Here is a 19,465-nt window from a genome sequence, read left to right on the forward strand (position 1 = left end):
GTGTCAGGCGGGGGTGTCGGGGATGCGTACCGTGCGCGTGGGGGTCACGACGCCCGAGACGGGCTGGTCGTGCACGTCGCGTGGGACATCGTCGACGAACTCGGAGTCGAAGATGACGGCGTAGACGGGAGGGCACTTCTCCATCGAGCCGAGGGTCTTGTCGAAGTAGCCGCGACCCCAGCCGAGGCGCATGCCGCTGCGGTCGACGGCCGCAGCGGGGATGATCAGCAGGTCGACGTCGTTGACCGCGATCGGCCCCAGAACGTCGCCCACGGGCTCGGGGAGTCCGAACAGCCCCTCGGAGATGTCGGCGTCGGGCGTCGCGACCGCCCAGTCCAGCAGACCGTCTTCGCGCGTGATCGGCAGGAGCACCCGGATGCCACGTGCCACCGCGTCGGTGACGAAAGCGCGCGTGCCGGGTTCGGTCGTCGTCGAGAGGAAACACGAGATGCTGCGCGCACCGAGACGTTCGACCAGCGAGTCGAGCTGGGCTTTGATGCCGTCGGCGGCGACCTCCCGCGCGTGCGCGGAAAGGATCTGGCGTCGCTCGCGGAGATCGGCGCGCAATGCGCGCTTGGCCTGCTCGATGCTGTCGGGCATGGAGTAAGTGTAATTGCGCGTCCCGGCGCGACGCCGTCACAGGACACCAGTAGGGTATCCGCATGCCTCATAAGCCCTTCAAGGCCGTCATCCCGGCCGCAGGACTCGGTACGCGCTTCCTTCCGGCCACCAAGGCCATGCCCAAGGAGATGTTGCCGGTCGTCGACAAGCCGGCCATCCAGTACGTGGTCGAGGAGGCCACGGGCGCCGGCATCGATGACGTCCTCATCATCATCGGCCGCAACAAGAACAACATCGCGAACCACTTCGACTCCATGCCCGAGCTCGAGGCGAAGCTGCGCGAGAAGGGCGACAGCGACAAGCTCGCCAAGGTCGAGCACTCGTCCGACCTCGCCGACGTGCACATGGTCCGTCAGGGCGAGCCCAAGGGCCTCGGCCACGCAGTGCTCCGCGCGCGCAGCCACGTCGGAGACCACCCCTTCGCCGTTCTCCTCGGCGACGACCTCATCGACGAGCGCGACCCGCTGCTCACGAAGATGATGGAGGAGTACGACAAGCGCAACGCCACCGTCATCGCGTTGATGGAGGTCGACCCCGAGCACATCCACCTCTACGGTGTCGCCGCGGTCGAGCCCACCGAAGAGGACGGCGTGGTCAAGGTGACGCAGCTCGTCGAGAAGCCCAAGGCCGAAGACGCGCCCTCCAACCTGGCCATCATCGGGCGGTACGTCCTCGGGCCCGATGTGTTCGGCATCCTGGAGCACACCGAACCCGGCAAGGGCGGCGAGATCCAGCTGACCGACGCCCTCGAAGAACTGGCGAACGGTGGCGGCGACGGCGGGGGAGTGTACGGCGTGGTCTTCCGCGGCCGTCGCTACGACACCGGCGACCGCGTCGACTACATCAAGGCGATCGTTCAGCTCGCCGCCGACCGTGACGACCTGGGCCCGGCGCTGCGCCCGTGGTTCAAGGAGTTCGCGGCGGGTCTCTGAACCCCCTGATACGGCAGGATGCCATGGATCTCACCGTCCCTCGACGGCACGGCGAGGTGTCGATCCGTCTCATCCGCAACCGCGACGCGCGCGTCCTTCAGCAGCAGCTGATCGACAACCGCTCGTGGCTGCGGCCGTGGGAGGCGACCAGCCCCGACGGCCCGGTGTCATTCGACATGCGGCTGGGCATCCGCCGGCTCCTTCAGCAGTACCGTGACGGCCTCGGCGTCCCCTTCGTGATGGAGTGGGACGACGAGGTCGCCGGACAGCTGAATGTCTGGGGGGTCTCGCGTGGCTCGCTCGCATCGGCGACGATCGGCTACTGGGTCGCCGAGGGCTTCGCCGGACGCAACATCACGACGATCAGCGTGGCTATGGCGACCGATGTCTGCTTCACGGCGCTGAATCTTCACCGCGTCGAGATCTGCATCCGCCCCGAGAACCACGCCAGTCTGCGCGTGGTCGAGAAGCTCGGCTTCCGGTACGAGGGACTGCGCCGCCGGTACATCCATATCGACGGTGACTGGCGCGACCACTATGCGTTCGCGCTCGTGCGCGAGGAGGTGCCGCACGGGGTGCTCGACCGCTACGAGCGCGGTCAGGTCCCGCCCGACGCGGCGCGCGTTCCCCCGGCCGACCGGGTCTGAGAGTCCGCGGCGACGACACGCGCGAGGATGCGGGGCTGTGACCTCGCCGTGACCTACCGTGTTCACATGGGTGGACAGGTTCTCGGTGGCGGGGTGATCGTCTTCGTCGCGGTCGCGCTGTGGCTCGTCTATCTTCTGCCGTCGTGGCAGAGTCGGCACCGTTTCACCTCCGCAGAACGCAACGCCGTCCGCCTCAACCAGGCCCTCCGTGTGCTCGCCGAAACGGCGGAGACCCCGCGCGAGGTCCATCTCGAGTTGACTGCGCGCACGGCCCACCAGCAGCAGAAGATCGCGCGCCAGGTGCAGGCGCACAAGGCGGAGATCGAGCTCGCTGAGGCCAAGGCCCGGCTCGAGGTCGCTCGTCTCGAGAACGCGCGTGACCGCGACGTCGTGAAAGAGCAGCGCGCTGCTGCCCTCGAGCTCGCGCGGGCCGAACGCGCGGCCGCCGTCCAGGTCGCCCGCGCCGAGCGCGCCGCCGCGTTGGAGAAGTCCCGCGCCGAACGCGCCGTCGCCGTGGAGCGGGCGCGCGTCGAGCGCGCCTCCGCGGTGGCGCAGCCCGAAGCGCGTCGTTCCCGTGCTCGCCGCCGCTTCCGTCTCGCCACCTCCGTCTTCGCTCTCGCGGGCGTCATCGCAGCCGCCGCCGGAACCGTCATGGTCGCGACCGGGGCTGGAGCGGTACTGCTCATCGCGGGCCTGACGGGGGTCGTGGCATCCCTCCTTCTCCTTCGCCGACTCGCGCTGGTGGCCTCGCGGACGGCCGTGCGACCCGCGGTCGTCGCCGAGGCCCGTGTCGCCCCGGTGGTGCAGGACTTCGCTCCGGCCGCCCCCGCCCCGCGTCAGACCTGGACGCCGCGCCAACTCCCGCGGCCGCTCGTCGCCTCGGCGGGCTCCCGTGCCGCCGCGGTGGTCGACGAGCAGCTCGCCCGCGAGGCCCTGCGCGCCGCGGCGCGCGAGGAGGCCGCGCGCGAGATCGCCGCCGCCCAGGCCCCGACGTCGATCGAGACGGCCCGCCCGGCCACCGCGGCGTCGCCCTATGCGGCGATGGGTTACGTCGACGACAGTGAGATCGAAGACCACGTTCGCCGGCTCCTCGAGCGGCGCGCTTCAGGACAGTGAGGGTCCTCATGCCGTTGCCGGCATGACGCGCCCGGGCTCCCGGTGGGGGCGGGTTCGCGGTCCGTAGCGTGATAGTGTTGTGGGGTTGTCAGGGCCTGTGGCGCAGTTGGTAGCGCGCCTCGTTCGCATCGAGGAGGTCAGGGGTTCGAATCCCCTCAGGTCCACCACTCTCCAGACGGCGCCTCTCCTCCCGGAGGGCGCCGTCTACGTTTCCGGTGCCCTGCGCTTGCCGATTTCCCGGCCCCGCGCCAGGCCTCGCCCGCGCGTGAGCACGTCGATACAATCCCCGGGCATGGCCACCTCCGCACCCGATCTCCTCGCCCGCGTCGGCGAGCTGAACAGCCCTCATTCTCCGTTCGTGTTCCGTGTCGATGACGGCCGGATCGTCGGATCCTGGGATGTCGCCCACGTGCGTTACATCGCTCTCCTCGGCGCGGGACAGATCGACGAGGAGTATTCGATCGAGGTGACGCTCGACCCCGAGACGAACACGTACGAGGTGCACGAGCAGCAGACCTCGAGCGAGCTCAAGGGCGGGTTCACCGCGGGGGGCGGGTTCCACCTCAGCGGGGGCACCTCCACCTTCCGAGGGTCGCAGACCCGCCGCTCCGCGGGATTCGTCGCGGGCACGCACGTCAGCACCCCCGAGGGCAGCGGCACCAGCGCCGAATGGTCGTTCGGTACCGACCGCATCAAGCAGCCGCTCTACGCCTTCCTCGACCAGAACGGCTGGACGAAGAAGAAGGGCTTCTTCGGGCGACTCTTCGGGGGCTGAACTCTCTCACCGCTTCCCCCACCCTCGATCCCAGGAGACCACCGTGACCACCTCGCAGCCCGCCCCCGCCGGAACGACCTACCCGGGAAAGACGCTCGGCATCATCGGCCTGATCGCCGCGTTCCCGTTCAACCTCATCGGGCTCATCCTCTCCATCGTCGCGCTCGTGCAGTCCACGCGCGCCGGTTACAAGAACACTCCCGCGGTCATCGGCATCGTCGTCGGAGCCGTGCTCCTGGTCGGATCCGTCATCGTCCTGATCGTCCTGATCGCCGTCTTCGGAAACTTGTTCGCCCAGTGCGCGGACCTCGGTCCGGGAACGCACTACGTCGACGGTGTGACCTACACCTGTTCCTGATCGGCGTTTTCCTCGGCCCACCCGCCGGGCGCCGCGATGTTGAACATCCAGGCCACGCCCCACGGGTCGACGATCTCGCCGTAGAGGTCGCCCCAGACCTGCTTCTCCAGGGGCTGCGTGACCTGAGCGCCGCGCTCGACGAAGCGGTCGTAGAAGCCCCGCACGCGGTCGGTCTCGTCGCTCATGAAGGCCGCGTGCACCCGGCTCTTGCCCCAGCCCTCGGCGGGCTCGTCGAAGCCGTCGGCGCCCATGATCGTGAAGCCGTCGGTGGAGAGCTCGGAGTGCATGACGCCGTCGGCCGGAGCGTCGGGGATGCCGAAGTCGGCGAAGGTATGGATCGACAGCTCACCGCCGAACACGGACTGGTAGAAGGTCATCGCCTCGCGGGCGGCGCCGGCGAACGAAACGTACACGACGAGGGAGGTCGACATCGAGGCATCCTTCTGCTCGGGGATTCGGCCCTCACCCTAGACCGGCCGCACGCGCCACAGGAAGAGCCGGATAGGCTCGGGCAAAGCCCGCTCGCCCCTCAGGGAGAAGTCATGATCCTCGCCCACGACGTGTCGGGCTCCGGCCCGCTGCTGGTCCTCCTCCATGGCATCACCGAGGATCGCCGCAGCTGGGATCCGGTCGACCTGACCGGGAGCTTCACCGTGGTTCGGGTCGACCTGCGCGGCCACGGCGCCTCCGCGGTCGAGGCGCCGTACGACATCCCGACGCTCGCGGCGGACGTGCACGAGACCCTCGCGCAGCTCGCCGAGAACGACGTGATCCCCGCGGAGTTGCCCGTGGTGGTCGGGCACTCGATGGGCGGCATCGTCGCGACCGCCTACGGCGCGCTCTTCCCCGCGCGCGCGATCGTCAACGTGGATCAGCCCCTTCAGCTCGCGGGCATGCAGGGGCAGGTGCAGCAGGCGGAAGCGATGCTGCGCGGAGCGGACTTCCCCCTGTTCATCGAGGGGATGTTCGCGCAGATGGCGGGCGGCCTGGGTGCCGACGAGATGGCGCGGGTCGACGGCATCCGGTCTCCGAAGCAAGACGTGGTCCTCGGGATGTGGCGGCCGCTGCTCGAAGACTCGCCCGAGGAGGTGACGGAACTGGTGAGCAGCCTGACGCGGATTCCGGCGGACGTCCCGTACCTCGTGATCACCGGTCTCGACGCCGGACCCGAGTACGCGGCGTGGCTACAGCAGGAGATCTCGCAGACCGAGCACGAGATCTGGCAGCCCCCGACCCACTATCCGCACCTCGTGGACCCCGCGCGCTTCGTCGAACGCATCGAGGCTCTCGTCCGCTGAGATGTCGGGCCCGCGCCGAGGAGGCACGGACCCGACAGGCAGGGTCTCCCTGCGCCGTTGTGCGTACGCCTCGGTGGAGGTGTCGCTCTCGGGCGGAATCGTCAGTGCGCGACGACCGGCTCTGCGGCTTCGTCCGTCACAGGCGGGCGGTCGGCGAGCAGCGCCGCCGTCGACGAGCGCGTGCGGAACAATGCTCCCGCAACGACGGCACCGAGGGCGAAGATCCCGGCGGCCCACCAGTACACCGTGGAGTAACTCGCCACCGCGGCGCTCGCGACGACGTCGGGGGTGGCGGGGGAGTGGGCGGTGATGTAGTCGGTCGCGGCTGCGGCGGCGATCGTGTTCAACATCGCCGTTCCGATCGAGCCGCCGACCTGCTGGCTCGTGTTCACCAACGCGGATGCGACGCCCGCGAAGTGCCGGTCGACCCCGAGCGTGGCGGTCTGCATCGAGCCGGGCATGATCGTGCCCATCGCCGTTCCCATGACCACGAGTGCCGGCAGCACGTTCGCGACGTACGAGCTGTCCAGGTCGAGGCGCGTGAGGAGCAGCATCCCCAGCACACCGAGCGTCATTCCGGCCGTCACCATGATCTTCGGACCGAAGCGGGGGAGGAGGAGGTTGGTCGACAGCTGCGCGGCGAGGACGAGCATGACGATCATCGGCAGGAACGCCAACCCCGTCTGGATCGGGCTGAAGGCGAGGGACACCTGCAAGAAGTAGGTCACGAAAAGGAAGATGCCGAACATCCCGGCACCGGCCACCAGGATGGAGATGTAGGCCGCCGCCCGGTTGCGGTCGCGCAGCACCTGCAGGGGGAGAAGGGGATGGGCTGCCCGACTCTGCCAGGCGACGAAGCCGGCGAGCAGGACTCCGGCGGCGATGAGGGTGCCCCAGGCCAGCGGCGAGTCCCATCCGTCGGTCTCCGCATTCGCGAAGCCGAACACCACACCGAACAGACCCGCCGAGACCAGGAGCGTGCCCGGGACGTCGAGCCGGGGTCGCGGCCCGTGACGTTCGATGCGCGGAACGAAGAGGAGCACTCCGATGACGGCCACGACGGCGATCACGACGTTGATGTAGAGGTTCCAGCGCCAGTCGAGCTTCTCGGTCAGCACCCCGCCGAGCAGGAGGCCGACAGCGCCTCCGGCACCGGCGATCGCCCCGAACACGCCGAATGCGCGGGCGCGCTCTTTCGGAACAGTGAAGGTCGTCGTCAGGACCGCAAGGGCGGTCGGGGCGAGGAGAGCCCCGAAGGCACCCTGAAGGGCGCGAGCGGCGACCAGGGTCGTGAAGTCGGGTGCCGCGCCCGCCCACGCCGACGCGACGGCGAAACCGATCAGGCCGATGACGAAGGTGAGCTTACGTCCGATCAGGTCGGAGAGCCGGCCGCCGAGGAGCAGCAGGCTGCCGAAGGCGAGGGAGTAGGCCGTGATGACCCACTGCCGGTCACCGTTCGAGAAACCGAGGTCGGCTTGAGCGGCGGGCAGGGCGATGTTCACGATGGTCGCATCGAGCACGACCATGAGTTGGGCGAGGCCGACGATGACGAGCGTCAGCCAGCGGCGGCGTGAGGGCGGCGCCGGGGTCGATGAGGAAGTCATGGCCGCCACCTTATACGGAACGAAGCAGTTCCGGAAACAAACAGTTCCACAATCTTTTCGCTGCGCGTAGACTGGGGACTCCGGCATCACCGCCGTGACAGAGGAAGAGGTGGTCAGCTGCGATGACGCCGCTGGATCTCGTCGACGCAGACGCCGTCGACGCCGCTCCCGAGCAGTCCGGTCCCGGTCGCAAGCGCGATCGATCGCGGGATGCCGACATTCTCGGTGCCGCCCTGGACGTTCTCTCCGAGGAGGGCTACGACGGCATGACGATCGACATGGTCGCCGCCCGAGCGCGAGCGGGGAAGGCCACCGTCTATCGGCGCTGGGCGTCGAAGGGCGAGCTGGTGCTGGATGCTGTCGCGTGCATGAAGCGCGACGATTTGCGCCACCAGCAGCTCCCCGACACGGGCACCCTGCGCGGCGATCTCGTGGCGATGGTCAAGCCCCTCTCCATCGAAGAGGGAGAGAAGAAGCTCCAGGTCATGGCCGGTATCGTCTCGATGCTCTCGCGCTCGCCCGAGCTCGCCGAGGCCGCACAAGCAGCACTGGTCACTCCGCGACTGGAGCTCAACAAGACGCTCATCCGACGGGCGGTCGAGCGTGGCGAGGTCGCGGCCGACCGTGACATCGACATGATCGCCTCCGTCGGATCCGCGATGATCTGCTATCGAACCCTGATGCTGCGGAAGCCCATCACCCCCGACTACGTGATCTCGGTGATCGACGATGTCATCCTGCCTGCCCTGGGAGTGATCCCCTCGGCGTGAGGGTGCCGGGCAACGGCGTCACCGTGACGCGCCATCGGCCGTGACCATGACGCGAAGATCGTTTCGACCCTCGACCTCTCGGTTGGGGAGGGGCGATCTCGTTCAGGCCCCCTGAAACGACCGCAGCTGCGCGAGCAGACTCGGTCCGTTTGTGTCGAACCGCCGGCCGCCCAGCACGACACCCGCGGCGAGGACCGCGGCGCCCAAGACGGGACCGATCCCGAACGCGATCCAGCCGGCGACGCTCGATCCGGCGAAGGTGGCGATCACCGCCGGGATGACCGTGGGTAGGCCGAGGACCGCGACGAGAACCCAGCACGCGAAGAACGCCAGGAACATCGAGAACGACGAGCCGGGAACGCGCTTGAAGGGGGAGTCGCCGGGTGCCGGTGTCGGCACGACGAGGAACGCGGAGCTGACCGCGCTGACGCCGAAGCCGATGAGCGTGAGGCCGAGGGAGGCTCCGAGCACGGGGGGAAGCAGCTCCCACCGCCCGGAGATCGCGACCGTCACCACATCGGCGATCACCACGAGAGGCACAGCGATGCTGGCGACGCCGAGGGTGCGACCGAGCCGGTCGGCACGCCCGCGGATCCCCGTCTGCAGCACGGTCGCGAAAGCGGTGCCGTCGTACGAGATGTCGGAGTACGGCAGCACTCCCGCGAAGAACCCCACGAGCAACCCCGACAGGGCGAAGAACGGACCCGTGGCGTCTCCTTGCGAGTAGAGGAGCACGATGATCGGTGCGAACGGGATCAGCAAGAGCTGCCGCAGATAGCGCATGTCGCGCGTCCACGAGGTCAGCGACCGCGCCCAGGTCGCGCCCACCGGGGTCGACGGCATGATGCCGAACCAGCCGAGCGACCCCGTCGTGCGTCGCGCCGTCGACCGGGTGGGAGGGGCGATGACGGAGGCCGACAGGTTACGGAACCACAGCACCCACAGAACGGCGAGGGTCGCGAGAGCGATGAGGAACTTCAGGATCGCGGTCAGCCAGGACCCGGTCGCCAGGTCGCCCGGGACAGCCCACGCCGCGCCCACCGGCGTCCACGAGATCGCGGTGACGAACGACGTGAGTTGGAGGCCTTGCTCGGTGGCGGATTGCACCGCGTTCATGATGCCGATCAGCAGCGGGCTGGCGAAGATGACGAGGGCGAACGCGACGAGACCGACGAGTTCTCGCGTGCGGCGTCCTCCGCCCATGCCCGAGGCCAGAGCCGCGACCGTGCGCGAGGCGACGACGCAGATGAGCACCCCGATCGGCACGCAGACGATCGCCGCGATGGCGGACACCGGCTCGTGCACCCACACGAGGAAGGTGAGCAGGCTCGCCAGCACCGTGGCTATGCCGCCGACACCGGTGAGTCCTCCCGCGGTGATCGCAATCATCATCTGCGCCGTGGTCATCGGGAACGGAGCGAGTTTCGCCGGGTCGAGGGTCTCGTCGACGCCCGTGGCGAAGATCGGACCGAGCACCCACCCCAGCACGAGCACGGCCCCGGCGGCCGTCACGATCGCTCGGGCGACGTCGAAGCCGAGAGTGCCCGCGAAGAACAGGCCGACGGCCGCGAACAGCAGCATCCACAGCGCGCCGATCACGCCGAAGATGAACCCGACCAACTGCATGGGACTGCGGGCGAGACTGTTGCCCAGGACGCGGAACCTGATCTTCAGGACTGTCGCAACCACTGCGGCCCCTCCGCGTGGTGGCGACCGCCGACGAGCTCGACGAAACGGTCCTGCAGCGTCTGGGCGCCGCGTACCTCGTCGACGGTCCCGGATGCCAGAAGGCGGCCCTGCGCGATGACCGCGACGTGATCGCACATGCGCTGCACGAGATCCATCGAGTGGCTCGACACGATGACCGTGCCTCCCGAGGCGGTGTACCCCCGGAGGATGTCCTCGATGTTGGCCGCCGACACGGGGTCGACGGATTCGAACGGCTCGTCGAGCACGAGCAGACGGGGAGCGTGCACCAGCGCGCACGCGAGCGCGATCTTCTTCGTCATACCCGCGGAGTAGTCCACCACGGGCGTGCCGGCGGCTTCCGTGAGGTCCATGATCGCGATCAGGTCGGCGGTGCGCGCAGCGACCTCGTCGCGCGGGAGACCGAACATCATGCCGGTGTAGGTCACGAGCTGTTCGCCGGTGAGGCGATCGAACAGCCGGACGCCGTCGGCGAGGTTGCCGATGAGCTTCTTCGCCTCGACGGGCTGCGCCCAGACGTCGACGCCGTGGATGCGCACGGTCCCGGCATCCGGTCGAAGAAGTCCCGTCGCCATCGACAGCGTCGTCGTCTTGCCGGCGCCGTTCGGGCCGACCAAACCGTAGAACGATCCGGCCGGCACACGCAGGTCGAGACCCGCGACGGCCGTCTTCTCGCCGAAGCGCTTCACCAGACCGGTGATGTCCATCGCGGGAAGCGAATCGGTCGCTGCCGGGGGAACCACCCCGTCGGGCAGGGCGGACGGTGGCGGCGCGGCGTGCGAGGGGTCGGTCACCCCACGAACCTATCCCGCCGGCCGTCGGCCCGCGAGACCCGCGTGTCGTGGCACGAGTCGGGCGTCACGCGCTGCGGCGCCGAGGCAGCATCACGCCGCGCCGGACGGCGGCGACCGTCATGGCGATGCCCGCGAGCAGGGCGACGACGAGGAACGGCAGGGACCCCTCGCCGCCCACGGCCCCGCCGGTGAGCACGTCGGGCCCCACCATGTCGGCCCGGAGGAGTCCTTGCCCGGTGTCGTTGCCCGACACGTGCAGGCCGAACAGCGCGCCCTGCGCGGCGTTGAGCCCGAGGTGCAGAGCGATCGGCAGCCACAACCGCCGAGTCAGGAACCACGCCATGTTGATGACGAGGCTCGCGGACACGAGGACGAACACCGCAGCCACGGGGCCTGCGGGGGAGCTGAAAGAGTGCACCAATGCGAAGACCACGCTGACGATCGCAAGTGCTCCCCACGAGCCCATCCAGTCGTCGAGGATGCGCAGGATGATGCCGCGGAAGAAGATCTCCTCCATCACCGCCGGCCCCAGACCGAACATGAGCCCGGTCAGGACGCCCCACCCGAGCTGCACGTCCACGACCCGGTAGACCGTGAGCGCGGCGAGGATCGCGACCGCGGCCGCGACGATGCCGACGCCGATGATCAGTCCCCACGCGATCTCCCGACCGGCGCCGGGGGCGGAGAACTCCACGACTCGACGTCCGGACACGAACCGGACGATCGCGAAAAAACCGAGGACGCTGACCACCGCGCCGAGAAGGAAGCCGACGGGCGCGGCGGGCCCGGGCGCGGAGAGGATCTCTCCGACCGTCGCGCTGCCCTCGCCGTCGCTGGTCAGCCCGAACACGAGCACGGCGCCGAGCGTCAGGGCGACCTGCGAGACGGCATAGAGCACGACCCCGAGGACGAGCTGCAGCACGCGACGTCTTTCGGGGCGTCGTGTGCTTTCGAAGGCGGCGATGGGGGCGAGTGACGTCGACGACACGGGTCTCCTTGCGACGAACGGGCAGCCCGAACGTAGTGCGACCGCGCGCCGCTCCCGGGGCGCTCACCCCGGCCTTCACCCCATCAGTAGCGGATCGCGTCGATGACCTTCACACGAACGGCGACGAGGGCTGGCAGCAGACCCGCGAGAGCCCCCACGGCCGTGGCGGCGATGAGCCCGGTGACCGCGGCATCCACCGGGAAGGGGGGAAAGTCGCTCACCATGCCCTGCCCGACGAGGTCACGGGTCGCCGGGGACTGGACGAGCAGGATCGCCGCCACGACCCCCACGGCACCGGCCACGACCGTCGCGACCACGCTCTCCATCATCACCGCGAAGAACACGCGGCTCGCCGTCGCGCCGAAGCTGCGACGGATGCCGATCTCCCGCACCCGCTGCTTCACCGTGACGAGGGCGATGTTGACCAGCCCGAGCGCCCCCAGCAGCAACACGAGGACGGCGATGCCGATCACGACGAGCTTGGTCACAAGGAACGGGTCGTCACCGTACTGCGCCCAGTCCTGGCGCGAGACGTTGACCTCGGTCCCCTCGCCGAGCGCGCCTTTCAGGTCGCGCGTGACCGCGGATGTGAGGGCGTCGGCGAGCTCGGGAGGCACCCACATCTCGTATTGGCTCTGCGGGGCGCCCCCGCCGCTGTAGGGATCCGCCTCCGCGGCAGCCGATCCGCGCTCTCCGGCGGTGGCTTTCTGCAGAGCCGCGGCGTGACGGGCCAGCATGAACATCGAGGGCTCGGTCTCCCACGTGCTGGCCGGGGTCACGCCGACGACGACGGCGAGCGTGCCGCCGGCCGGGATCCCGGATGCCGCCCCCGGGACGCCATCGCCGCCCAGGGCGACGACGGGATGTGTCTCGAGTGGTGGCCGTCCCATCCGGTCCCAGAAGACCTCGTTGACCACCAGGCGGGGTGCGAGCTGCTCCTCGTCGGTCGGCGAGAACCACGAGCCTTCGACGAGCCGGACGCGGTGCATCTCGCCGAACGGTTGGTCGACGGCCTGGGTTCCGACCTGCGCCGAGCCCGTCGCGAAGGGGACGAGTTGCACCGACCCCTGCACGCGGGAGGCATAGGAGATGTCGTACCGGTCGAGGATCTCCGACCAGGCCGCATCCATCTGCTCGGGGTCGATCGTCCCGTTCAGGCGGAAGGCGGAGACGTACAGGGTCGCAGGACGACCCCCCTGGCGTTCGCTGAGTTCCTGGTTGGCCTGCTGCACGATCGCCCCGAGGGCGACGACGGTCGTGAGCGAGCACACGGCGACGGCGACGCCGATGAGCGACAGCAGCACGCGGGTGCGGTGCACGCGCACCTCTTGCCAGGCTTCGAGAAGCGACCCGACGAAGCTCGTCAGCGCGCGCATCACGCCTCCGCCCGGTCGGTCGTCTCGGAGGAGAACAGCTCGAGCACGTCGGGATCGTCGGCGATCTCTTCGCCGGGCGAGGGGTCCGGTGCCATCTCGCGGATCTCCCGGCGGGTCTGCGGTTCGAAGGCCGGATCGTCGACGGGCGTCAGGATGCCGCGATCCAACCGGAAGTGTCGACGCGCGCGCCGCGCGATCATCGGGTCGTGCGTGATGATCACCTGCGCGGCCCCGGTACGCTCGGCGACCTCGTCGATCAGCTCCATGACGCTCTGTCCGGTGTCGAGGTCGAGCGCTCCGGTCGGCTCGTCGGCGAGGATGAGGCGCGGCCCGCGCACCAGTGAGCGGGCGATGGCGACGCGCTGCTGCTCACCGCCCGACAGGCGATCGGGCATGCTGTTCAGCCGATGCCCGAGCCCCACCAGGTCGAGCATCTCGGCGGCGATCCTCTTGCGCTGCCAGAATGTGCGCCCCGACGAGTACAGCAGCGGCATCGTGACGTTTTCGAGCGCGGTGCGCCCACCCAGGAGATTGAACTGCTGGAACACGAAGCCGATCGAGGACCCACGGAGGCGGTCGCGCCGCGCCCCGGAGTAGCTCTTGACCGGACGATCGTCGAAGGTGATCACACCGCTCGTGGGGAGATCGAGCAGTCCCAGCAGGTTGAGAAGTGTCGACTTGCCCGATCCCGAGCGGCCCACGATCGACACGTGGTCGCCCGGCTCGATCGTCAGGTTCACGCCCGACAGGATCGTGAGCGCGGGCTGGTCCGGAGGGATGACCGTGCGTGTGACGTCTTCGAGCTGCAGCAGGCTCACGACGCCGGTACCGCGTCGCAGAACATCGTGCCGTCGGGGAACGTGGTGCAGTTCTCTCCCGTCCCCGTCCCCGCCATGGCGCCCGGAGCGAACTCCAGGACCTCGTCTCCCTCGTTCAGCCCCTGGGTGATCTCCACCTGGGTGCCATCCGTGAGCCCGAGAGCGACGGGACGCTCCTCGGTCGCTCCGTCGGCGGTCGACACCCACACGGTGCCGCTCTGTGCCGCGCCGCGTACCGCGGTGGTGGGGACGACGAGCACGTTCTCCGCTTTACCGCCGGCGATGGTCAGCTCGGCGGCGAGGCCGGCGAACACGGTGACCTCGCCCGGGACGGCGCAGGTCACGGTCGTCCCCGAGCCGCCGCCCGTCGATGACCCGCCACCCGCGCTCGAGCCGCCGGTTTCGCCGTCGCCCGTGCTCCCAGCGAGCGGGGTGACGAGGCGCAGATTCGTGCACGTGAACGGGGCGGGTCCTCCGGTGATCGCGACCGTCGCGTCCGTCGGACGGTTCAGCAGACGGTATTGCTGCGCGGCCTCGAGGGTTCCCGTCACCGAGAAGCTCGGCGGAGCGACATTGCCCGCCGCCATCCCGACCGTGACCTCCTGGCCCTCGATGACCGCGAGCGAGCTGAGGGTTCCGCCCGCGGGGGCGGTGACGTCTTCGTAGCGGAAGATCGCGGGCTTCGGTTTGCCCTCCTCGTCGACGCTGTCGGAGGGATCGCGTTCGATCGGCACCTTCACGTTGAAGATGACATCGCCTTGATTCACCCCTGACCCCTGGGCGATGAAGATCTTGTTCACGGTGCCCCCGGCGGTCGACTTCACAGCGACGGCGGGGTCGGATGCCACCGTGGCGGTGACCACCACGTCGTTGGTGATGGTGCCGAGTGCGGCGGCGACCCGTGGCTCCACGATCGCCCCCGTGGGCAGAGCCGGAGAATCGTCGACCGGGCGGTCGGGAAAGAACGCCAGCTTGATGAGAGCGGCCGCGACCAGCGCGACGAGCAGTAGACGCAGGATCGGAAAACCCAGGTGCGTGCGATCCCCATGAAACCCCCCGGAGCGGTGATCGTCAGTGACAAACGCTTCTCACCCTAGAGGGAAGGACATATCGCGCACATATCGCGAAGCTTGACACGGTGGGCGGGGTCGGCCCGCACACCGACAGTGTCAGAAAGTGCCGCCCGGATAAACACCGTCGGGAAGAGTGAAGCAGGGGGATGCGGAGCTGATCCGGACCGTCCCGGGGGTGACGTCCTCGGCGATGATGTAGTTCTCGGTGCGATCCGGTGCGACGAGCTGCACCTCGTACTTGCCGGCGATGTTGCTGCGGGTGCGGACGTCGTACTCGCCGCCGGCGAATTGCGGCTCCAGGGCCCTCACGACCTCGTCGGCGTCGACCCCGTCGCGCAGGGTCACCGTGGTCGATCCGTTCCAGGAGTGGCCCCCGTCGCCGCAGGAGATGAGTGTGCCCTCCGGCAGCTGGGCGACACTGGCGACCTCGTCGGCGGGAATGCGTCCGGCGATCTCCGTCTCGGTCGCCTGCGTCGCTGCCTTCGCGTCCTGCCAGGTCATGTCGGCCACGGGCGTCTCCTCTTGCGTCGGTTGCTGTGCGGGTTCCTGCGGTGTCGTACATCCCGAGAGGGTCACGGCCAGGGCGATGACCGTGGCCATCCAGAGCTTCTTCCGCTTCACTGCGCGACCAACGTTCTCAGATCTTCCAGGGCTTGCTTGTTGTCGTCGTTGTTCGAGGCGATGAGGTTGTGATTGTCCATCAGGATTCCCCACTCGTCGCCGTCCACGAACCGACCGTCGAGCTCCGCGTCGTCGGGGCCCACATAGAAGGGGCCGTGCGCGAAGGCGTCGTTGCTGCGCGGGTTCTTCCCGTCCCAGACCACACCCTTGGACTGGGCGTGCATCAAAATGTCGTGGTACGACAGATCCGTGTAGGTCGTCTCGTCCCGCGCCTCCCACTCGGGCAGCATCCCCGCGCCGGCGAGCGAGATCACCTGGTCGTACTCGGATCCCGCCACCTCGGAACTGGTGAGATTCGCCACACCCCAGCTGTGGCCGATCCCGATCTGCTCGACTCCGCTCAGCGAGGGGTCCGAACGCATGCCTTCCTCGAACTGCGCCAGTTGTCGGCCCGCGTCGCGCGCGTCATCCTTGTCGTTCGCCTCGAGGATGCGCCAGATGTCGGGGTCTTTCGCGTTGTTCTGCTCGCCGGGGAATGTGCCGTCCTTGTAGACGAAGGCGACGGTCCCCGGCACCTGGGCCGTCAGATACTGCGCGATCTGCTGCACACCACCGGTGTAGAACGAATTCATTCCGGTGAAGGTCCCGGGGACGTAGGTGATCGCCCGCGTGGTGTCGGGTCCCGGAGTGCCGATCATCTCCACGATGCGCGACTGGTCGCGGTCGTAGAGATAGAGCTGAACGTCACCCGTCTGCACGCTCGTGAGGTACGCGATCTCGTTGCGGATCGCCTCCGCGCGCGACTGCTCGTCTTCGTCGTCGCTGTTCTCGAGGGCTGCGAGTTCGATCTCGGCGGCGCGCAGAAGCCCGGGAACGCGGTATTTGTTCGCCTCGACGCGGACGAGCGCGGGGAGTCCGTCGAGGCTGCCCAGCACATCGGCCCACTGTCGGACGAAAGCACCGGTGTCGGCGGAGGGACTCTGCGCGAGCACGGCCCAGGCGATGGCGACCTGTTCGGTCGTGAGCGTCCCGCTGAGCAGGAGGTCCTGCGTGGACTGGGGGAACGCGGCGGAAGTGGCCAGCGCCACGTCGAGATCGCTCAGCGTGCCCGATCCCGCGCGGTCGAACGCATCGGCGATCCCCCCGATCCACGCGGCGTCCGTCGTGTTCTCGTCGAGGAGACGCTGCCACCCGTCCAGCAGTGTCGCCCGATCGACCGGGACCCACGAGCAGGATGCCGTGAAACCCGTCCACGCGGTACGTACCGCACTGAGGTGCTCGCCGAGCGCGGCGTCGAGCGGAGCGACGGTCGACACGAAGGACCTCAGGCGGTCCGGGTCGGCCGAGGTGCGGCCGCCCCCGATGCAGTCGGATACCGCCCGAGAACGCTCCCGGGCGAGAAAGGACGCCGAGACGCTCGGCGGGGACACGGGGTAGTCCGAGGGCCGCGGGTCGTACCAGGTCGCGACCAGCACGTTGGTGGGGGCCAGCGCGCCCTGCTGTTGCCGCTGGGCGTCGCGCGCGGTCCACGCGGCCAGGTTCTCCAGCCGTTCGCGTTCGTCCGCTGCACGGCGCGCGGCGTCGCCGACCTGGGCGGAAAGGTCCTCGAGCGCCCGGGCCAGCATGCCCCGGTCTTCGGCCTCGACGACGGACCCGGCGGCGAAGGCCCGCGCGTAGGCTCCCTCGAACTCATCGAGGGTGTGCGACACGATGCCGTGGCGGCCGTAGCCCTGACCGCGGACGACGTCCGCGGCGGTGTCGGCGGCCGAGATCAGCGCCTGCGCCGCCGCGTCGTCGAAGGGAATCGTCACGGTCCGAGAGCCTACTGAGAGGTCGGAAACGGGTCGAGGGGTTGCGGTGAACCCGTCCGATACGGCATCCGCTCTCGCGGGCTCTTCCGACGGATGCCGGGACCCACGCCGTCTCGTGGGCGGCAGGGTCCCGGCGTCCGGGGTCGATCACTCCATGGGCGGAGCGACGACGCGCGGCGCGGTCGGGTCGAGCGGTGCGCCCGTCGCCAGGCGGGCATGAGTGCGCGAGTACGCGAAGTAGATCGCGAAGCCCAGTGCCAACCAGATGAGGAACCGCAGCCAGGTCTCGACCGAGAGGTTGAGCATGAGGTACGTGCAGATCGCGGCCGACACGATCGGCAGCACCGGGCTCAGCGGGACGCGGAAGCCGCGTTTGAGGTCAGGACGCTTGCGGCGCAGGACCACGACGCCGATCGACACGAGCACGAACGCGGAGAGCGTGCCGATGTTGACCATCTCTTCCAGGACGCCGACGGGTGTGAGACCCGCGACGAGGGCGACGATCACCGTCACGACGATCGAGATCACCCACGGGGTGCGGAAGCGGGGGTGCACCTTGGCCAGGCTCCCAGGCAGCAGACGATCGCGCGACATCGCGAAGATGATGCGCGTGGCGCCGATGAGCAGCGTGAGCACGACGGTGGTGAGACCGGCGACGGCGCCGGCGGCGATGACGGTGGCCATCCACGTCTGCCCCCGCGTCGCGAAGGCCTCGGCCAGTGCGGCCTTCGGGTTCAGCTCATCGAAGGGCACCATTCCGGTCACGACCACGGCGACGGCGCAGTAGAGGACCGTGCAGATCACGAGCGACGCGATGATGCCGATCGGAAGGTCCCGTTGCGGGTTCTTGGTCTCCTCGGCCGTGGTGGCGACGACGTCGAAGCCGATGTACGCGAAGAACACCAGCGCAGCGCCCGCGAGGATTCCTCCGACACCGAAGGTCGCCGGCTCCACTCCGGAGAGGAACTGCAGCAGGGGCTGCGTCCATCCGGATGCCGCTTCCGTGGGAGCGGACGGCGGGACGAAGGGGTCGTAGTTGGCGGGATTGATGAACAGGATGCCGGCGACGATCACGAACAGGACGATGAAGAGCTTCACCGCGACGAGCACCAGGTTCACCCGCAGCGATTCCTTGATGCCGACGGTCATCAGGCCGCCGAGAACGAGGACGAGCAGGATTGCGGGCACGTCCACCACACCGCCGGAACGGATCGCCTCGGGAAGGATGATCCCCAGCTGCTCGAGGAACGTGCTGAGGTAGGCGCTCCATCCTTGGGCGACGACGCTCGCACCGAGGAACATCTCCAGGATCAGATCCCACCCGATGATCCAGGCGAACAATTCGCCGAGAGAGGCATAGGAAAAGGTGTAGGCCGACCCGGAGACGGGCACCGTCGAGGCGAACTCCGCGTAACACATGGCGGCGAGGCCACATGCGATCGCGGCGATGACGAAGCTCATCACCACGGCGGGACCGGCGACATCGTGCGCGGCGCGCCCCGTCAGGGTGAAGATGCCGGCGCCGATCACGACGCCGACTCCGAAGACGGTGAGGTCGACGGCAGTGAGGGATTTCTTGAGACGGAACTCCGGCTCATCGGTGTCGGCGATGGACTGCTCCACCGACTTCGTGCGGAATAGGCTCACGCGCAACCCTCTCTGTCGGGGCGTCCTCCGAGCGGACGCCACGGGGAGGATAGCGCTTCTCGATGCGCGTGCCTATCGCCCGTCGAGGCATGACGAGAGGGTGTATCGGAAGAACGCAATGCACATCGGCATTCCTTACAGGTGTAATGTTTTACGCATCATGGCTATCAAGCACATCACTCATCTTGTTGACGATCTCGACGGCTCGGTTCTCGAGGAAGGTGAAGGAAAGCAGATCACCTTCTCGGTCGAAGGCCGTGCGTACGAAATTGATTTGTCGAACCGTAATGCCGATAAGTTCTACAACGCCGTCGCCCCGTTCGTCGATGCCGCGCGGTCGGTGTCGCGCCCGGCGACGAACTCCCGCCGCCCTCGCGCGACCCGCCGTGACAGCGATGTGGACCTCGGTGCCGTCCGCGAGTGGGCCCGCGCCAACGGGCACACCGTGAGTGATCGAGGTCGCGTTCCCGCGACGGTCCTCGAGGCGTATTCCGCCGCGCAGTCCTGAT

At 68.7% G+C, this 19,465-nt stretch carries 20 protein-coding genes and 1 tRNA gene; 9 read left to right on the forward strand and 12 right to left on the reverse strand.

Going from position 1 to position 19,465, the window contains the following annotated elements; all coding sequences use genetic code 11:
• Window positions 1-3: 3 nt before the first annotated feature.
• Window positions 4-600 carry a 5-formyltetrahydrofolate cyclo-ligase gene (locus tag PIR02_13245; GenBank protein WZH35732.1) on the reverse strand — a complete coding sequence of 199 codons (597 nt, stop codon included), beginning with the start codon at window positions 598-600 and terminating at the stop codon, window positions 4-6.
• 62 nt (window positions 601-662) lie between these two features.
• Between PIR02_13245 and galU the strand changes: the two genes are divergently transcribed.
• The 6 genes from galU to PIR02_13275 all read left to right on the forward strand — a co-directional run bounded on the left by galU (window position 663) and on the right by PIR02_13275 (window position 4,449).
• Window positions 663-1,553, forward strand: coding sequence for a UTP--glucose-1-phosphate uridylyltransferase GalU (galU, locus tag PIR02_13250; protein WZH35733.1), 891 nt, complete (start codon window positions 663-665; stop codon window positions 1,551-1,553).
• A 23-nt stretch (window positions 1,554-1,576) separates the two neighbouring features.
• The gene (locus PIR02_13255) at window positions 1,577-2,200 is read left to right on the forward strand and encodes a GNAT family protein (GenBank protein ID WZH35734.1); all 624 of its coding nucleotides are present in this window, start codon (window positions 1,577-1,579) and stop codon (window positions 2,198-2,200) included.
• Window positions 2,201-2,266: 66 nt separating this feature from the next.
• Complete coding sequence (locus PIR02_13260) at window positions 2,267-3,316, forward strand: large exoprotein (protein WZH35735.1); 1,050 nt, start codon at window positions 2,267-2,269, stop codon at window positions 3,314-3,316.
• 91 nt (window positions 3,317-3,407) lie between these two features.
• Window positions 3,408-3,483: transfer RNA gene (locus PIR02_13265), tRNA-Ala, on the forward strand.
• A 125-nt stretch (window positions 3,484-3,608) separates the two neighbouring features.
• Window positions 3,609-4,091 (forward strand): hypothetical protein, encoded by a 483-nt coding sequence (locus tag PIR02_13270; GenBank protein ID WZH35736.1) that lies wholly within the window; start codon window positions 3,609-3,611, stop codon window positions 4,089-4,091.
• A 43-nt stretch (window positions 4,092-4,134) separates the two neighbouring features.
• On the forward strand, window positions 4,135-4,449 hold the full coding sequence (locus PIR02_13275) for a hypothetical protein (GenBank protein WZH35737.1): 315 nt from the start codon (window positions 4,135-4,137) through the stop codon (window positions 4,447-4,449).
• Here PIR02_13275 and PIR02_13280 read toward each other — a convergent pair.
• Complete coding sequence (locus PIR02_13280) at window positions 4,434-4,880, reverse strand: VOC family protein (GenBank protein WZH35738.1); 447 nt, start codon at window positions 4,878-4,880, stop codon at window positions 4,434-4,436. The genes PIR02_13275 and PIR02_13280 overlap by 16 nt on opposite strands.
• 111 nt (window positions 4,881-4,991) lie before the next feature.
• On the opposite strand from PIR02_13280, the gene PIR02_13285 reads away from it, so the two are divergent.
• Window positions 4,992-5,747 carry an alpha/beta hydrolase gene (locus PIR02_13285; GenBank protein ID WZH35739.1) on the forward strand — a complete coding sequence of 252 codons (756 nt, stop codon included), beginning with the start codon at window positions 4,992-4,994 and terminating at the stop codon, window positions 5,745-5,747.
• A 101-nt stretch (window positions 5,748-5,848) separates the two neighbouring features.
• Here the strand turns inward: PIR02_13285 and PIR02_13290 are convergent, their stop codons facing one another.
• On the reverse strand, window positions 5,849-7,351 hold the full coding sequence (locus PIR02_13290; GenBank protein WZH35740.1) for an MFS transporter: 1,503 nt from the start codon (window positions 7,349-7,351) through the stop codon (window positions 5,849-5,851).
• A 122-nt stretch (window positions 7,352-7,473) separates the two neighbouring features.
• Between PIR02_13290 and PIR02_13295 the strand changes: the two genes are divergently transcribed.
• On the forward strand, window positions 7,474-8,121 hold the full coding sequence (locus PIR02_13295; protein ID WZH35741.1) for a TetR/AcrR family transcriptional regulator: 648 nt from the start codon (window positions 7,474-7,476) through the stop codon (window positions 8,119-8,121).
• A gap of 102 nt (window positions 8,122-8,223) precedes the next feature.
• On the opposite strand, the gene PIR02_13300 is transcribed toward PIR02_13295, so the two are convergent.
• The 9 genes from PIR02_13300 to PIR02_13340 all read right to left on the reverse strand — a co-directional run bounded on the left by PIR02_13300 (window position 8,224) and on the right by PIR02_13340 (window position 18,956).
• A complete protein-coding gene (locus tag PIR02_13300) occupies window positions 8,224-9,810 on the reverse strand; it encodes a hypothetical protein (GenBank protein ID WZH35742.1) in 1,587 nt (528 codons plus the stop codon).
• Entirely contained in the window at window positions 9,792-10,535 is a 744-nt protein-coding gene (locus PIR02_13305) for an ABC transporter ATP-binding protein (GenBank protein WZH39005.1), read from the reverse strand. Before PIR02_13305 ends, PIR02_13300 begins: the two co-directional genes overlap by 19 nt.
• 151 nt (window positions 10,536-10,686) lie before the next feature.
• The gene (locus PIR02_13310) at window positions 10,687-11,544 is read right to left on the reverse strand and encodes a CPBP family intramembrane metalloprotease (protein WZH35743.1); all 858 of its coding nucleotides are present in this window, start codon (window positions 11,542-11,544) and stop codon (window positions 10,687-10,689) included.
• 149 nt (window positions 11,545-11,693) lie between these two features.
• Window positions 11,694-12,986: an ABC transporter permease gene (locus PIR02_13315; protein WZH35744.1), complete on the reverse strand. Its 1,293-nt coding sequence runs from the start codon at window positions 12,984-12,986 to the stop codon at window positions 11,694-11,696.
• Window positions 12,986-13,804 carry an ABC transporter ATP-binding protein gene (locus PIR02_13320; protein ID WZH35745.1) on the reverse strand — a complete coding sequence of 273 codons (819 nt, stop codon included), beginning with the start codon at window positions 13,802-13,804 and terminating at the stop codon, window positions 12,986-12,988. Before PIR02_13320 ends, PIR02_13315 begins: the two co-directional genes overlap by 1 nt.
• The gene (locus PIR02_13325; protein WZH35746.1) at window positions 13,801-14,715 is read right to left on the reverse strand and encodes an efflux RND transporter periplasmic adaptor subunit; all 915 of its coding nucleotides are present in this window, start codon (window positions 14,713-14,715) and stop codon (window positions 13,801-13,803) included. The genes PIR02_13320 and PIR02_13325 overlap by 4 nt, the downstream gene beginning before the upstream one ends.
• Window positions 14,716-14,973: 258 nt before the next feature.
• Window positions 14,974-15,477 (reverse strand): hypothetical protein, encoded by a 504-nt coding sequence (locus PIR02_13330; protein ID WZH35747.1) that lies wholly within the window; start codon window positions 15,475-15,477, stop codon window positions 14,974-14,976.
• A 17-nt stretch (window positions 15,478-15,494) separates the two neighbouring features.
• Entirely contained in the window at window positions 15,495-17,309 is a 1,815-nt protein-coding gene (locus PIR02_13335) for a hypothetical protein (protein ID WZH35748.1), read from the reverse strand.
• 147 nt (window positions 17,310-17,456) lie between these two features.
• Window positions 17,457-18,956: an amino acid permease gene (locus PIR02_13340; protein WZH35749.1), complete on the reverse strand. Its 1,500-nt coding sequence runs from the start codon at window positions 18,954-18,956 to the stop codon at window positions 17,457-17,459.
• A 160-nt stretch (window positions 18,957-19,116) separates the two neighbouring features.
• Between PIR02_13340 and PIR02_13345 the strand changes: the two genes are divergently transcribed.
• Window positions 19,117-19,464, forward strand: coding sequence for an Lsr2 family protein (locus tag PIR02_13345; protein WZH39006.1), 348 nt, complete (start codon window positions 19,117-19,119; stop codon window positions 19,462-19,464).
• Window position 19,465 lies beyond the last annotated feature (1 nt).

The sequence above is a fragment of the Microbacterium enclense genome, assembly GCA_038182865.1.
GTDB classification, from domain to species: domain Bacteria; phylum Actinomycetota; class Actinomycetes; order Actinomycetales; family Microbacteriaceae; genus Microbacterium; species Microbacterium enclense_B.